This is a genomic window from Mesorhizobium sp. YL-MeA3-2017, assembly GCF_030814575.1.
Lineage (GTDB): Bacteria > Pseudomonadota > Alphaproteobacteria > Rhizobiales > Rhizobiaceae > Mesorhizobium > Mesorhizobium terrae.
In genome coordinates this window covers 228,240-242,651 of record NZ_JAUSVH010000003.1, presented here as the reverse complement: position 1 = coordinate 242,651, position 14,412 = coordinate 228,240, and the positions used below count along the sequence as shown (strand labels likewise).

14 protein-coding genes are annotated in these 14,412 nt (G+C 60.4%); 5 read left to right on the top strand and 9 right to left on the bottom strand.

Annotated features, from left to right (window positions below; all coding sequences use genetic code 11):
* Positions 1–11 precede the first annotated feature (11 nt).
* Genes QFZ88_RS28665 through QFZ88_RS28655 form a run of 3 tightly spaced genes read left to right on the top strand, consistent with a single transcriptional unit; the run spans position 12 to position 3,431 of the window.
* The gene (locus tag QFZ88_RS28665) at positions 12–1,382 is read left to right on the top strand and encodes an NAD(P)/FAD-dependent oxidoreductase (protein ID WP_065996660.1); all 1,371 of its coding nucleotides are present in this window, start codon (positions 12–14) and stop codon (positions 1,380–1,382) included.
* Positions 1,382–2,203, top strand: a complete 822-nt coding sequence (locus QFZ88_RS28660) for a DUF1365 domain-containing protein (RefSeq protein ID WP_065996659.1) — start codon at positions 1,382–1,384, stop codon at positions 2,201–2,203. Before QFZ88_RS28665 ends, QFZ88_RS28660 begins: the two co-directional genes overlap by 1 nt.
* Entirely contained in the window at positions 2,193–3,431 is a 1,239-nt protein-coding gene (locus tag QFZ88_RS28655) for an SAM-dependent methyltransferase (protein ID WP_065996658.1), read from the top strand. Before QFZ88_RS28660 ends, QFZ88_RS28655 begins: the two co-directional genes overlap by 11 nt.
* An 80-nt stretch (positions 3,432–3,511) precedes the next feature.
* Here QFZ88_RS28655 and QFZ88_RS28650 read toward each other — a convergent pair whose 3' ends face one another.
* The 3 genes from QFZ88_RS28650 to msrA all read right to left on the bottom strand — a co-directional run bounded on the left by QFZ88_RS28650 (position 3,512) and on the right by msrA (position 6,386).
* Positions 3,512–4,957 carry a cryptochrome/photolyase family protein gene (locus QFZ88_RS28650; protein ID WP_083237602.1) on the bottom strand — a complete coding sequence of 482 codons (1,446 nt, stop codon included), beginning with the start codon at positions 4,955–4,957 and terminating at the stop codon, positions 3,512–3,514.
* 16 nt (positions 4,958–4,973) lie between these two features.
* Entirely contained in the window at positions 4,974–5,660 is a 687-nt protein-coding gene (locus QFZ88_RS28645; RefSeq protein ID WP_245317376.1) for a TspO/MBR family protein, read from the bottom strand.
* Positions 5,661–5,867: 207 nt separating this feature from the next.
* Entirely contained in the window at positions 5,868–6,386 is a 519-nt protein-coding gene (gene msrA / locus QFZ88_RS28640; protein WP_065996656.1) for a peptide-methionine (S)-S-oxide reductase MsrA, read from the bottom strand.
* 227 nt (positions 6,387–6,613) lie between these two features.
* Between msrA and QFZ88_RS28635 the strand changes: the two genes are divergently transcribed.
* Positions 6,614–8,692: an ATP-dependent helicase gene (locus QFZ88_RS28635; RefSeq protein WP_065996706.1), complete on the top strand. Its 2,079-nt coding sequence runs from the start codon at positions 6,614–6,616 to the stop codon at positions 8,690–8,692.
* Positions 8,693–8,832: 140 nt separating this feature from the next.
* Here the strand turns inward: QFZ88_RS28635 and QFZ88_RS28630 are convergent, their stop codons facing one another.
* The 6 genes from QFZ88_RS28630 to QFZ88_RS28605 all read right to left on the bottom strand — a co-directional run bounded on the left by QFZ88_RS28630 (position 8,833) and on the right by QFZ88_RS28605 (position 13,107).
* Positions 8,833–9,210, bottom strand: coding sequence for a DUF2934 domain-containing protein (locus tag QFZ88_RS28630; RefSeq protein ID WP_065996705.1), 378 nt, complete (start codon positions 9,208–9,210; stop codon positions 8,833–8,835).
* 123 nt (positions 9,211–9,333) lie between these two features.
* Positions 9,334–9,552, bottom strand: a complete 219-nt coding sequence (locus QFZ88_RS28625; RefSeq protein WP_065996655.1) for a hypothetical protein — start codon at positions 9,550–9,552, stop codon at positions 9,334–9,336.
* Between the two features lie 143 nt (positions 9,553–9,695).
* Positions 9,696–10,949 carry a cation:proton antiporter gene (locus QFZ88_RS28620; protein WP_065996654.1) on the bottom strand — a complete coding sequence of 418 codons (1,254 nt, stop codon included), beginning with the start codon at positions 10,947–10,949 and terminating at the stop codon, positions 9,696–9,698.
* A gap of 180 nt (positions 10,950–11,129) precedes the next feature.
* Positions 11,130–11,696 carry an alpha-ketoglutarate-dependent dioxygenase AlkB gene (locus QFZ88_RS28615; RefSeq protein ID WP_065996653.1) on the bottom strand — a complete coding sequence of 189 codons (567 nt, stop codon included), beginning with the start codon at positions 11,694–11,696 and terminating at the stop codon, positions 11,130–11,132.
* A gap of 60 nt (positions 11,697–11,756) precedes the next feature.
* Positions 11,757–12,341: a general stress protein gene (locus tag QFZ88_RS28610; protein ID WP_065996652.1), complete on the bottom strand. Its 585-nt coding sequence runs from the start codon at positions 12,339–12,341 to the stop codon at positions 11,757–11,759.
* Between the two features lie 22 nt (positions 12,342–12,363).
* A complete protein-coding gene (locus tag QFZ88_RS28605; protein WP_065996651.1) occupies positions 12,364–13,107 on the bottom strand; it encodes a DUF4142 domain-containing protein in 744 nt (247 codons plus the stop codon).
* 791 nt (positions 13,108–13,898) lie between these two features.
* Here QFZ88_RS28605 and QFZ88_RS28600 point away from each other — a divergent pair.
* Positions 13,899–14,279: a low affinity iron permease family protein gene (locus QFZ88_RS28600; RefSeq protein WP_065996650.1), complete on the top strand. Its 381-nt coding sequence runs from the start codon at positions 13,899–13,901 to the stop codon at positions 14,277–14,279.
* Positions 14,280–14,412: the final 133 nt, after the last annotated feature.

The following is a 14,412-nucleotide window of genomic DNA, read 5'->3' as shown; positions in this document are numbered from 1 at the left end:
AGGGAAATCCCTTGACCGGAAAGATTGCAGCGAATGAATGGAGCGAATGCAGGCAGTCCTTCGGTAAAACCCTTGATGTAGCCGTTATCGGCAGCGGCATTTCCGGGCTGTCCGCCGCATGGCTGTTGTCGAAACGCCATCGGGTTACTCTCTTCGAATCCGATAACCGCCTGGGCGGACATAGTCACACGGTCGATGCCGCAGGCCTTGCCGTCGACACCGGTTTCATCGTGTTCAACGCATCCACCTATCCAAACCTGACGGCGCTGTTCGAGCACATAGGCGTCGCCACCAAGCGGTCAGACATGTCGTTCGCCGTTTCTCTCGACGACGGCCGACTTGAATATTCCGGCACCGGATTGTCGGGACTCTTCGCACAGGGCCGGAACGCCGTAAGCCCACGGTTCTGGCTGATGCTCCGGGATCTCGTACGCTTCTATCGCGAGGCGCCGCGCAATGTTGCGGCGCTCGGCATGATGACGCTCGACGAATATCTCGACGCCGCCGGCTATGGCGATGGATTCCGTAACGACCATCTCTATCCGATGGCGGCGGCGATCTGGTCGACCCCCGCGGCGAAGATCGGAGCCTATCCCGCCGCTTCATTCATCCGCTTCTGCGAAACCCACGGGCTCCTAAAACTAACCGGGCGTCCCACCTGGCGGACCGTGGCCGGCGGCAGCCGCTCCTACGTGCGGGTCCTTGTCGGAGCTGTACCGGAAGTGGTGAACGGCTATCCGATCAAGGTGATCTTGCGCAACGCGAGCGATGCCGAAATCATCGGACTCGATGGCCATCGCCGACGTTTCGATCAGATTGTCGTGGCGACCCACGCGGATCAGGCGCTGTCAATGCTTGCCGATCCTAGCAGCGAAGAACGACGCCTCTTGAGCGCGTTCGATTATCTCGTCAACGACACCGTTCTTCACTCCGACGCGCGCCTGATGCCGCAGCGGCGCCGGGTGTGGTCGAGCTGGAACTATATGACCAGGAATGACCGAAACGGCCGCAGGCTCGCCGTCACCTATTGGATGAACCGCCTTCAGGGGATCGACAGCGAGCAGCCGCTGTTCGTGACCCTCAACCCTCATCGCGAGATCGCACCGGAGGCGGTCCTCAGGCGAATGCGCTACAGCCACCCGCGTTTCGATGCCCGGGCAATGCAAGCGCAGAAGGAGCTTTGGTCCATACAAGGCATCCGCAACACATGGTTCTGCGGCGCATATTTCGGCGCGGGGTTTCACGAGGATGGACTGCAGGCCGGTCTCGCGGTCGCCGAAGCTTTTGGCGGCGTGCGTCGGCCCTGGACGGTCCCCGAAGAATCCGGACGCATTCACGTCCACGACGGCGCGCCCATCCGGCCGGCGGCGGAGGCAGCGTGATGCCAGGCTTCCGATCAGCGCTCCACGCTGGCTCAGTGATGCACCACAGGTTGCGGCCCAGAGAGCACCGCCTGCGCTATAGCGTCTTCTACCTTCTTCTCGATCTCGACGAAATCGACACGTTGGCGAGCAAGCTTCGCTTGTTCTCGCACAATCGCTTCAACCTCTTCAGCTTCCACGATCGTGATCACGACGCCGAAGCAAAAACGTCGCTACGCGAGAAGATTGAACGGCATTTGCGGGAAGCCGGAATAGATTTCGGCGGCTCGATTCAAATCCTCACCATGCCGCGCATCCTGGGATACGCCTTCAATCCGCTCAGCGTCTATTTCTGCCATAGGCACGACGGATCGCTTTCCGCGATCTTCTATGAGGTAAACAACACATTCGGGCAACGCCACAATTACCTCGTTCCCGTGCTCCCCGGCATAAACGGCCCGATCCGCCAGGAAAGTCAGAAATCCTTCTATGTCTCCCCCTTCATGACCACCGACATGGTCTATTCCTTTTCTATAAACCCTCCAGGGAAGGATCTGGCGGTTTCGATCACTGGACGCGATGACGCCGGACCGCTGATCGTCGCCAAACTGAGCACAACCCGCCAGGATCTGACGGACGCCGCGCTGGGCCGCGCCTTTTGCCTCTATCCGCTTATGACCTTCAAAGTCATCGCGGGCATCTACTGGGAAGCGCTGCTGATCTGGCTGAAGGGCATTCGTCTGCACCATCGGCCTTCACCACCCGATCAGGCCGTCACCATTGGGCATAGCGCGATGCCCGAGATCGATCATCGGGAAAAGAACACCGCGAATGGTCTTTGAAAGCAAAGCACGCGAACCGGCCAGTCTCGGCGGGCCGAAGGAAAGCACCGCCGCCCGCGCGGTGCGTCGGCTGATCGCGCAGATCGAGTTCGGCCGTATCACAGTCGTGCTGCCCTCGGGCGGTCACGTCCAACACTCCGGAACAGGGGCCGGACCTTCCGCGACGCTTGTTCTGCGTCGCTGGCGCGCGATTAGGCGGCTGATCGGTCAGGGCGACTTAGGCTTTGCCGAAGCCTACATCGTCGGAGACTGGTCGAGCCCGGATCTTGCCGCGTTGCTGGAATTGGCGGCGCGCAACATCGCCGCGCTCGACAACAAAATATCTGGCTTCTGGCCTGTTCGGCTGCTCAATCGCGCAAGGCATCTCCTGCGGGCGAACAGCAAGCCGGGGAGCCGCAGGAACATCGCCTTTCACTACGATCTCGGCAATGATTTTTACCAGTGCTGGCTCGATCAGAGCATGACCTACTCGTCGGCGCTCTATACGGATCCGGAGCAGACGCTCGAAGCCGCACAGGACGCCAAGCTGTCAAGGATTGAAGATCTCCTGAATCTCCGCGGCGGCGAGCATGTCCTCGAAATCGGCTGCGGCTGGGGAGCGCTGGCCGTAAAGCTGGCTCGTGCCGGTGCTCGCGTCACAGGCATTACCCTATCGTCCGAGCAACTGGCCTTCGCCCGGCAGCGTGTGAGAAAGGAAGAACTCGCCGACAAGGTTGAGTTGGAATTGATCGACTATCGCGACGTCAGAGGAACATACGACAGGATCGTCTCGATCGAGATGCTGGAGGCCGTCGGCGAGGCGTACTGGCCGGTTTATTTCAAGACCCTGCGCGAGCGTCTTAGCCCTGGTGGGATCGCCGCCCTGCAGGTGATCACTATTGATGAGGCGCGTTTCGAAGATTACCGTCGAACTCCGGACTTCATCCAGCGTCATATTTTTCCAGGTGGAATGCTCCCCACGAAAGCGGTCATTGCTGGCCAGGCCCGGGCTGCCGGTCTGACACTGGTTTCAACACAAAGCTTCGGCGACGACTACGCCAAGACCCTGGTCGAATGGCGCAAACGCTTTCTGGCGGCTTGGCCGAAGATCGAAGCGATGGGCTTTCCTGAACGATTCCGTCGGCTTTGGGAATATTATCTCTGCTATTGCGAGGCCGGCTTCAGGGCCGGAATCATTGATGTCGGATTTTACGTCTTGCGCGAAGCGGATGCTAATCCGGGTGTTTGAAGGCGCTGCCGGGTTTTCCGGCGATCCAGTTTGCACCAGCCTGAAGACGGAGCGGCTGTTGCATCCGTCAAGCCAGATCGTCATACGCTTTTAACGCCCGGCGGGACCGGCGCAGGATAAGCGACGCCCGTTTTCGGATTTCGTCCCGATGCTTTATCGGGAGCCTGCCGTGGGCGGTGGATGGCGGATGCAGGAAACTCGTCAAGCTCAGGAATCCAACGCCTTACATAGTCGCCCCCGGGATCGAATTTTTGCCCCTGAAGGGTAGGGTTGAAGATGCGGAAATATGGCGCGGCATCGGCACCGGACCCGGCCACCCATTGCCAACTTGCAGCATTGTTGGCCGGATCGGCATCGACTAGCGTATCCCAGAACCAAGATTCGCCGTGGCGCCAATCGATCAACAGATGCTTTATCAGGAACGACGCGGCCACCATGCGCACGCGATTGTGCATCCACCCGGTATTCCAGAGTTCACGCATTCCCGCATCGACAATAGGGTAGCCCGTTGTCCCGGTCTGCCAAGCCCGAAATGCTTTTGGATCTTCCTTCCATGGCATCGCGTCGAAACGCGGCTGCAGGTTTTGAGAAGCAAGGGCCGGGTTGTGATAGAGGAGGTGGTAGGAGAATTCCCGCCAGCCCAGTTCGGACTGGAATTTCTCCAGGTTGCGATTGCCGGTTCGATGAGAGGCCGCATTCGTCGCGGCCGCCGACGCATGCCACACTTCGCGAGCTGAGATATTCCCGAAGCGCAGATAGGGTGAAAGTCGCGAGGTATCGGGCCGACCGGGACAATCCCTGAAATCAGCATATTTCCCCAGGTGCTCATTCAAGAATTTTTCAAGCTGCACCTCCGCGCCAGCCTCGCCGCGTTTCCAATTGGCGCGCAATCCGCCGGCCCAGTCGGGCGACGAAGGTTCGAGCCTCAGGTCGGCAAGGGCAAGGCAGGACAGTTCGTCGCTGTGCGACCCGTCGAAGAATTCCAGTCGCGATGGCGCGCGGAGCGGCAGTTCCGGATCTCCTACTTGATGAGCGGCGCGCCAGAATGCGGAAAAGACCCGAAACGATCCGCCTGTCTTTGTCTTTACCGACCACGGTTCGTAGAGCAGGTGGCCGTTGAAGCTTCTCGCCTCGACTTTTTGTGCCTTCAGCGCGGTCTTGACTGTCTCGTCGATCGCTCGCTCTGCTGCGCCGTATCTTCGGTTCCAGAAAACAGCCGCTGCATTGATCATGGCGGCAAGACGAGGGATGACCGTCGACGCTTGGCCTCTATGGATGAAAAGGGGGCCGCCCCGTCGACGCAAAGCATCGTCCAATTCCTGCAACGAGCCGTGAAGCCACCAGCGTGAAGCCCCGCCGAGCGGGCGCAACCCCTCGGATTCTTCATCGTCAACATAGATGCAGTAAACAGGTCGTCCAGATTGCGCGGCGGCATTCAGCGCGGGATTATCCCCCAAACGCAAATCGTCTCGAAACCATACTATTACTGGCCGCGAGATGTCCTGATTTGCGTTGTCATCAGCCATGCGTGTCGCGGTCCCTTTAACCGTTCAGACGCCAGATCTCGAAATTGAGCAAGGACGCGAACGCCACCCAGGCTGCAAGCGGCACGAGGCAGAAAGCGGCCGCGAGATCGAGCCTGCGGAACCGATCGATCGTTGCCAGGATGAGCAGGAATTGCGGCACTATGTCGAGCAGGCCGGCGAGCGGATTGTGCAATCCGAAAAACAGCCATGACCACATTGCGTTCAGTGCAAGTTGAAGAAAGAAAAGCGTCAGCGCGAAACGACGCTCAGCGTCATCGTCGGAAATTTTGAGAACGCGCCACGCCGAGTAGGCCATCAGAAGGTACAAAACTGTCCATACGGGCGCGAAAATCCAGTTCGGTGGATTGAACGACGGCTTGACCAAGCCCGCATACCATGAAGCGAGGTTGGGATACGTGGCCCACTGTCCCAAAAGCGAGGCTGCAATGACCGGAACGATGACGATTGCGGCTCGAAACCAGGGAGAAATAGCTTTTTGGCGAGTATTCATTGGGATGCAGCGGGTTATGATTGCGTTGTCTATGACATGGGCACCCTCGCGTTTGTCGTCCATCCGCCGAAATAGCGGCCGCCGCCAAACCCGAGGGACATCAAAGCAATATGGAAACTTACCAAATTCTTCATGCTTCGTTTTACGTAGTTCGATGGATGATGGATCACCTTCTAGGCCTTTGAAGCGCACGAGAGCGGTATTCCATGGGGAGGTCGCCGTCAGACGATGTCGTTGCTTCGCGGCGTGGCGGGCTCGCCTCCCTGGCGATGCTGGACTGGGCGGTCACTGACTTCCCACAACCTTAAGAGCAGCCCGCCCCCTCGCAGCGTGCGGAAGATTGTCGACAAACCGGGCGCGACACGAACTGATTGCCGAAGCAATACGCGGGAACGAAAGCTATTCGGCGTGGTGCGCTTTTTCTCGGTTCGGAAGCTTCCAGTTCGGCCGGGGGAAGTGACAGGCGTAGCCGTCCGGATAGCGCTGGAGATAGTCTTGGTGCTCCGGTTCCGCTTCCCAGAAATCGCTCGCCGGCGTCACCTGGGTCACGACCTTTCCGGGCCAGAGGCCGGAAGCGTCCACATCGGCGATCGTGTCTTGCGCGACCCGCTTCTGCTCGTCGGTCGTATAGAAGATCGCCGAGCGGTAACTGGAGCCGATGTCGTTGCCCTGGCGATTGCGAGTCGTCGGATCGTGGATCTGGAAAAAGAACTCGAGGAGATCGCGGTAGCCGACCTTGTCCCGATCGAACACGATCTCGATCGCTTCGGCGTGGGTGCCATGGTTGCGATAGGTGGCGTTCGGCACATCCCCGCCGCTATAGCCGACGCGGGTGGAAATCACGCCGGGACGGCGTCGGATCAAATCCTGCATGCCCCAGAAGCAGCCGCCTGCGAGCACCGCGCGTTCCTTGGTCATCGTTTGAATCTCCTGGTTCGAGTTCTTCCATCATATAGGCGCTGTCCGAGACGATCGCAGTGGGAAAGCGGAGGTTGACGGACCCTTTGCCGAAGGCGTCCGGCGATCGCCGCGACGAGTTTTTTCGCAGCCTATCGGCGGACCGCGAGTGACCCTGCGGCACGGCAGGCATAGCAACGACGATCGGATCTCTTGCGAACGAAACGGAAACAATGCTGCATGTGGCGATGAACATCGCCTTTGATTCGCCGAAGCCTGTCGACTACTTGTCGAGCCTCAACGAGCGCCAGCGCCTGGCGGTCGAACACGGCTCCGGCAAAGTTGCCCGGCCGCTTCTCATCATCGCCGGAGCAGGATCGGGCAAGACCAACACGCTGGCACATCGCGTTGTCCATCTTATCGTCAACGGTGCGGATCCCCGCCGCATCCTCCTGATGACCTTCTCCCGACGCGCCGCGGTCGAGATGACCAAGCGGGTGGAACGCATCGCGTCCCAGGTGCTCGGCGACCGGGCTTCCGTCATGACCGATGGCCTGACATGGGCGGGGACTTTCCACTCCGTCGGCGCGCGCCTGCTGCGCGACTATGCTTTGGATATCGGCCTCGATCCGGCCTTCACAATCCATGACCGCGAGGACTCCGCCGACCTGATGAATCTTATTCGGCATGAGCTCGGCCTTTCGAAGACCGAAAGCCGCTTCCCTGCCAAGCAGACCTGCCTGTCGATCTATTCCCGCTCGGTCAACGCGCAGGCGCCGCTTGACGAGGTTCTCGCCGACGACTTTCCCTGGTGCCACAACTGGGTCGACGAACTGAAGAAGCTGTTCGCCGCCTATGTCGAGGCCAAGCAGGCGCAGAACGTGCTCGACTATGACGACCTGCTGCTCTATTGGGCCGAGCTGGCGAAGGAAGCCGCGTTTGCCGAGGAGATCGGCTCCCGCTTCGATCACATCCTGGTCGACGAGTACCAGGACACCAATCGCCTGCAGGCGGCAATTCTTCTGGCGCTGAAGCCCGACGGGAGCGGCGTGACGGTCGTCGGAGACGACGCGCAATCGATTTACGCGTTCCGCGCGGCGGACATCCGCAACATCCTCGACTTTCCAAAGAGTTTCACGCCTGAAGCGGAAGTCGTGACGCTCGATCGCAACTACCGCTCGACCGAGCCCATCCTGGCTGCGGCAAATGCGGTGATCGCCGAAGCTGAGGAACGCTTCACCAAGGACCTTTGGACAGAGCGCAAGTCGTCGGCGAAGCCCGCGCTCGTCACTGTCCGCGACGACACCGCCCAAGCAACCTATGTCTGCGACGCGATCCTCGCCGAACGGGAAGCCGGCACGCGGCTGAAGGAGCAGGCCGTGCTCTTCCGGACGACGCATCACAGCGGCTCGCTCGAGGTGGAACTGACGCGACGCAATATCCCGTTCGTCAAGTTCGGCGGCCTGAAATTCCTCGATTCCGCGCACGTGAAAGACGTCCTGGCAACCTTGCGCTTCGCCGAGAATCCGCGTGATCGCGTCGCCGGCTTCCGCGTGCTGCAGCTCCTGCCCGGCGTCGGCCCCTCCTTCGCCGGACAAGTGATCGACGCTATGGAAACTGCACTCGACCCTACCATGGGACTTCAGGCGCTGCGTGCCCCTCAACGCGTGGCCGAAGACTGGCCGGGATTCGTAACGCTTTTCGATGAGCTTAGACGTAAATCGTCAAGCTGGCCCTCAGACCTCGAACACGTACGGCTATGGTACGAGCCGCATCTCGAGCGCATTCACGAAAGCGCGGCAGCCCGGCGCGGCGATCTCATGCAACTGGAGCAGATTGCCGCCGGCTATCCGTCACGCGAACGTTTCCTGACCGACCTAACCCTCGATCCGCCTGCGGCCAGCAGCGACCATGCCGGTCCGCCGCACCGCGACGATGACTATCTCTTCCTGTCGACCATCCATTCCGCCAAGGGACAGGAATGGAAGAACGTCTACGTCCTTAACGTCGTGGACGGTTGCATCCCCGCCTGCCTGGGCGCCGGCGAGCGCAAGGAGATCGAAGAGGAACGCAGGCTTCTCTACGTTGCGATGACGCGAGCCAAGGATTCATTGCATCTCATGATGCCGCAACGCTTCTATGTCGAGAACCAGGTCGGACGCGGTGATCGACATGTCTACGGGCTGCGCTCACGGTTCATTCCGGATCACGCGCTCCAGCATTTCGAACAGACGACTTGGCCCGTGGCGGAAACCAAATCGGGCATGGGTGCGAGATCGCGAGCCAGCGTCGATCTGCGTGCCAGAATGCGCGGGGCCTGGAGTTGAGCGGCCCGGCGTTTTCAGCACAGCGCATGCTTGCCGGACAGGAGCCTGAATAACCGGGATTTCGGTTATTCAGGACACCGCAATCTATCGACGATAACGTCTGTACGTGCCCAAGCTCGTCTATCCAAACGCCCGCTCAGCTAGTCAGTCTTGCCTGCCTCGGCCCGGGCGGCTTGTTCGGCGGCATCGAGATCCCCGTCCGCTTCGTCTATCAGCCTTTGCGCCTCGTCGCCTGATATCCCGGTCTTGATCGCAAGCGCCTCTTGGGCCAGCACATCGTCCTTCGCCACGCGGCCCGTGTCGCGTTTTCTCGCCTGGCCAGGCGAAACCGTCTCACCGCTGACGTCGGTGCCATACACGGTTTCCGGCACGGCCTGCCCGTGGTACTCAAGCTCATCACGGTCGAGTTCATCGATGGCCTGGCGCCAATGCCGTTCATGCTGACCGTCAGGTCGGCCCTCGCGTTCCCAGATCTGGTATGCACGCTGCTGAATTTTCTCGTGTCGATCGGCGCCCATGGCGGCCTCCCTGTGCAAGACGATAGGCAACGCGGGAACCGTCAGATCGATCCAGGCATTTCTGCGCGGGAACGGAAGATTTTCGGGTCCGCAAGAGAACAGGTCGACTCCCGAAGGATAGGGCTATTCGTTCTTTGTGATCGTGCCGTGGTTCAATTCAATCACGTCGGCGCTGGCGATCTGGCGGGTGAAATCCCTCCGCAGTTCCCCCCAGGTCCCGAGAAGTGCGCCGAAGCCGCTGCACCGGATTGGCGTGTCCTCGTCAGGTTCCTCCGGAATGTCCATCCGGATCGTGCCGCAGCGCTTGCAATCCAGCAAATCGTCAAGGCGCTTCCTGACCATCTGGCCAACCTCCCGCAGCCATAACGCTATCAAAGGGAGAGCAAGGAGTCACGGATGAATCATAGCGTCGCATCACCGTGAATGGTCAGTGCGCCACATTGGCCGGAGAACGATCGAGAATTGCAATTCGATCTCCTACAGCCTCAACGATCGCCCGCTTGCCGAATGCGTGCGCGCCTCCGATCGACCCAGCTCATGATAGGCGACGCGCTGACTCCATGGAGAACCACCGAACACAGGACGACGAAGGCAGACAAGGCCCAGATTCGATCCACGTCTTCAAAGTTCGCGCGACTGACGGCAAAGGCGAGATAGTAAATTGTCCCAAGTCCGCGGATGCCGAAAAATGCAACCAGCCCTTTTGCGGCCGTTGGAATCGGCGACGAAGCAAGACTTGCCCAGCCTGACAGCGGTCGGACCACCAACAGGAACAGAAGGCCGACCAGAATATCCCGCCAGCTTAGCGGGGCGAGCAATCCCCATCTCAGCGTGGCTCCGAAGACCAGCATGATCAGCACCATCAGGATGCGCTCGATTTGCTCGGAGAACTCGGCCATCGCGGCATGGAATCCATGACCGCGGTCTGTCGCCCGCAACGTCACGGCGGCGATGAAAACGGCCAAAAAGCCATAGCCGCCCAACGCCTCGGTCGCGCCGTACGAGATCAGGGTAACGCCAACCGCGACGAGTCCGTCCCCGGTCTTGGCGAGCTCGAGGCCCGGGATTTTGAACGCCAAAATACCGAAGCACCAACCCGACAGGAAACCGACGGCACCGCCAACGAATATCCGCAGCAGCACGTCGCTCAGGAGCCACTCCTGCCAAGTTGATTGGAACGACGTGGCGGTGAGAGCAATGGCTAGGAGCACGAACGGAAAAGCGGCCCCATCGTTGAGTCCGGCTTCCGAGGTCAGGACAAACCTGACCTCTCCCCCTTCTTCCTCGCCGGGCGGCTTTGCCTGGACCTCGGCCGCAAGCACGGGGTCAGTGGGAGCAAGGGCAGCTCCGATCAGAATGGCTGACGCCAGGGAGAAACCCGCCAGCCTCCAGCAGAGCGCAGCCATGCCAGCGATCGTCAACGGCATGGCGACGACGATCATCAGGAGGGTTGAGACCCAGCCCCGCCAGCTGAGTGGCCTTTTGATCCGGAGCCCCGCGCCCATCAGCGCGACGAGTATGACGAACTCAGTGAGACGCTCGACAACATCGGGTCGATAGGCCGCCCGCACCGCATCTTCCGGCCACAGCAGCGGCATTGCCGCATAGCCCGCCGCCATCGCGACGATTGGCAGGGAAAGCGGCAGCCGCTTCAATAGCATCGGCAGCCAGGCCGTGAGCAGGATCGCAGCGCCGACCGCTGCCGTCGTCAAGGCGTCGTAAGACGAAGGCTCAAACATCACGGCGAAACCCTTCAGGGCGCGACCTGTTCCCCTACCGGGCGTTCGCAGCCGAGAAACCTGCAATGCCGGTCTCGTCTCCATCGACGGAACGTCGGTGGCGGGCGGCCCCCGGCGAAACAACGGCAGCCCGGGCGACGACCCGCACGGAATGCGTCGATCCCATGCTGGTTGGAGCAGTCAGATCCTAAGGGTTCGCAGTGTGATGGAGTAACGATGACGGGCAACCGGCGGAATGCTGTGCTCCCATTCGTCGCGCGACCGTCCGGTCATGAGATAGGCCGACCTCGGTTTGACGGTAATCGTCTTCCGGTCCCATTTCAGGCCGTCCTTGCGGCGCAGCCGGAAACTGCACGCTGCGAGCAACGAGACTCCGGCCACCTCCCCGAATTGGGGCTTGTCTCGATGCCAGCCAATGCCCGCGCCTTCCCGGTACTCATTTATCAACACCTGTTCGAAGGCTTTCGCCGACCGACCCGCGAGTTGGGCGACTTTCTCGCGCAGGGGCATAAGGAATTCCGGGATCGGCGCCGCTTCGACGACTGCCCTTCGGTCGTAGTCGTAACGCAAGCCGAATCCCACCACCCGCCGGTTGGCGAGGTGCCCGTGGAAATCGAAGGGCTTGAAGGGCAATTCCCGAAGCCGGCGGACGAGGTCCGATTCTTCCTCGTCCGATATGAGGTGTTCCCGATACAGAAAGCCGTCAGGCAGACGGTCCTGGCTTGCGAACAGATCTCCCTGCGTCATCGGGGGCGATTGGGCGACAACCGTCGCTTTCCTCTTTCATGAAGCTGGCCCGGCCTTCGCCTACGGAACCCTCCTTCCTTTTCCGGACCTGTATGCCGGAGCGTCTGGATCGAAGGCTGTCCATCCTTCCGCCTCGTAGTCGCGACGCCGCGAATCGAGGTCGACAGCAGTTGACTGTCCGAGAATCCGCTCAGCCATCGGCGCGAGCTCGTCGCTGACTCTAGCAGTTACAAGGGCACCGCCGCGCCGGATTCCCTCTGCGTATACGTGAGCATCCCGCTCGGAAACGCCGGAATCCGTGAGCGCTCCGATGATGCCGCCGGCGACGCCTCCAACCGCCGCTCCTGCCGCCGCCCCGACGGCAGTCGCAGCGAGCCATCCGGCCGCGACGACGGGACCGACTCCTGGAATGGCCATGACGCCGAGCCCGGTCAACAGTCCACCCGCGCCGCCGACAACGGCGCCGATCCCGGCGCCCGCGCCTGCGTCTTCAGCCGCGGCAGATCGATCATCGTCGCGGTACCATTCCTCTGAATTGTTGGCGACGATGCTGATGTCGTCGCTGGGCACGCCCGACGCTTCGAGTTCTCCGACCGCGTCGCTGGCATTATCGTAATCGTCAAAAAGTCCGTTTACGGTTCTCATTTGAAATGCTCCTGGAGATTGTTCACTTGGAGGCGGAGGTGACGTTGCCCTTGTAGTCAAGGGCCACCGACACGCTCTTGCCGTCCTTCCGCGCCTGCCCGCGCCAGATTCCGCTGTCGTCCTTCGCGAGCGCCGAAACGTCGGAGTAGCCCGCTTCCTGAATGCGGTCCTTAGCCTGTCCTTCCGTGAAGCTGTTGGCTCCGGGAAGCGGCGGCTTCCCGCCGTTACCGCTGGCGTCGTCGGTGCCGGAGGCTGCGGGCTGCACAGCAGTGTCGCTCCCGATCGTTTCGATCTTTTCCTGATGCATCTTGAGTGTGGGAAGCGTTTCCCCCGCGAAGGCCTTCAGCGCGGCATTGTCGCCGTCCTTCGCATAGCTCTCGAAAAGCGACACCGCTTCCTTGTGGGCGTCTCGCTGCATCTTGACGTACGGCTGATCGAACGATGCGCCCTTGGCATCCTTGAGCTTGTCCAGCTGCGCCTGGTGTTGATCGTCCAGCGCGGTAGGCACGGTAAGATTCCCCTTTTCGGCAATGGCTTTCAGCTTCGTGTTAGCGGCTGTGTGGTCAGTCACCATCGTGTGGGCGAAATCCTTTACCGCCGCGTCCTGCGCCGCGCCGTCGGCGAGTCTGCTGGTCTCGACCTCGAACATGCCGCCGACGGCGGCTTTGTTCACGAAGTCTTGGGAGGTATCGGCGGCGAAAGCCGACCATGAAAGCGCGATGAGCGCCGCTCCCGAAACAGAGGCGATTAGCAGTCGGTTTCTCATTGAAAGATGTCCTCGTTAGCCTTGGGTCGGATTGGTGGAAGCAAACAAGTGGCGGCGAGAATGGTTCCGGCCCGGCGCCGATTCATCGCCCCTCCCGATGAGCCCAGAAGCATCCCGGTTCGTTCGACATGCCTCGTGCGGCTGAAAGCCTTCCGACGGTCGATACGGCGTATGAAGGTCGGCGAGTTTAGCGCGCACGGCTTTAGAGCAGCTTTCCGCGATTGGGCAGTTGACGAAGCTGGTTTCCGCGAGACACCGCAGGAGCGGCCTTAGCTCATAGGGTCGGTGACGAGACTGAGCTGGCCTATCGACGCTCCGACACCTTGGCGCGGCACCGCGAGCTTATGGTCGCATGGCGGACTATTGCCAGTCTTCGAAAAGCTTCTGCAGTGCGGCGGGGTGAACCTCAATGCAATTTCGTTTCGATCCATCGTCTCACGCCCGAAGCTGCGCCCCAAGGGCCTCAAGCGCCTTCACGTCCTCGGCATACGATGCCGCGTGATCCGGGTCCCGCTCTTGCTGCTGACGGTAGAAGTCGAGCCATTTCGGAAGATCAGAAATCGGGAATGTACCGGATCACGGCCCCGTCGACAGGGTAAACGTTCCCGCCACCAAATCGTATGTCGCTGTTGTCTGCATGTTACCGATATGACGCCAAGTCCTCGTCGCGTGGCTCTCATTTCGGCACGAGGCCGCCTTAATGAATACTGTCTTGGAACTGAATCGCTCAGGCGGGGTTGAAGGGTTCAGGGCCTCGGCAGTCGCGGGGTCTTTTTCGTATAAGGTCGAACATGGAAAAGACTTTCAACCGCATGGCAGAAGCTGTCGCGCGTGCCACTGGGCGGCCTTGGGCTTTTGCCACATGTGTTGCGTCGGTCGTGATATGGGCGGTTTCAGGTCCGTTTTTCGGGTTCTCGGAAACTTGGCAACTCGTGATCAATACTGTTACCACCATCATCACCTTCCTGATGGTTTTCCTGATCCAGAACACGCAGAACCGCGACGGTGCCGCAATTCAGGCAAAGCTTGATGAGTTGATCAGATCCGGAAACGGCAAGAACGATTTTATTGGGATCGAGCACTTAACCGAAGCAGAAGTCGAGGAGTTCCGAGAGCTTTGCAAAGACGGCAAGGAGCGCGCAGGCCGCACCAGTCAACGGGCAATTGCGTGAGGACGATGGCTATGACAACACGTCTCGTTGAGCCGCTTCAGCTTGGTGATTGTAAAAAGCCGCCTGATTCACCGAGCAGAACGCGAAAGAGCCTCATCCAGGTCGGCAAGCAAATCTGCCGCCGAGCGGGTAG

Coding starts and splice junctions, on each gene's coding strand:
- QFZ88_RS28630 (WP_065996705.1), bottom strand. CDS start 9,210: ATGGGCGCCGATCGACACGAGAAAATTCAGCAGCGTGCATACCAGATC.
- QFZ88_RS28660 (WP_065996659.1), top strand. CDS start 1,382: ATGCCAGGCTTCCGATCAGCGCTCCACGCTGGCTCAGTGATGCACCAC.
- QFZ88_RS28615 (WP_065996653.1), bottom strand. CDS start 11,696: ATGACGCAGGGAGATCTGTTCGCAAGCCAGGACCGTCTGCCTGACGGC.
- QFZ88_RS28650 (WP_083237602.1), bottom strand. CDS start 4,957: ATGGCTGATGACAACGCAAATCAGGACATCTCGCGGCCAGTAATAGTA.
- QFZ88_RS28605 (WP_065996651.1), bottom strand. CDS start 13,107: ATGAGAAACCGACTGCTAATCGCCTCTGTTTCGGGAGCGGCGCTCATC.
- QFZ88_RS28600 (WP_065996650.1), top strand. CDS start 13,899: ATGGAAAAGACTTTCAACCGCATGGCAGAAGCTGTCGCGCGTGCCACT.
- QFZ88_RS28625 (WP_065996655.1), bottom strand. CDS start 9,552: ATGGTCAGGAAGCGCCTTGACGATTTGCTGGATTGCAAGCGCTGCGGC.
- QFZ88_RS28620 (WP_065996654.1), bottom strand. CDS start 10,949: ATGTTTGAGCCTTCGTCTTACGACGCCTTGACGACGGCAGCGGTCGGC.
- QFZ88_RS28635 (WP_065996706.1), top strand. CDS start 6,614: ATGAACATCGCCTTTGATTCGCCGAAGCCTGTCGACTACTTGTCGAGC.
- msrA (WP_065996656.1), bottom strand. CDS start 6,386: ATGACCAAGGAACGCGCGGTGCTCGCAGGCGGCTGCTTCTGGGGCATG.
- QFZ88_RS28655 (WP_065996658.1), top strand. CDS start 2,193: ATGGTCTTTGAAAGCAAAGCACGCGAACCGGCCAGTCTCGGCGGGCCG.
- QFZ88_RS28610 (WP_065996652.1), bottom strand. CDS start 12,341: ATGAGAACCGTAAACGGACTTTTTGACGATTACGATAATGCCAGCGAC.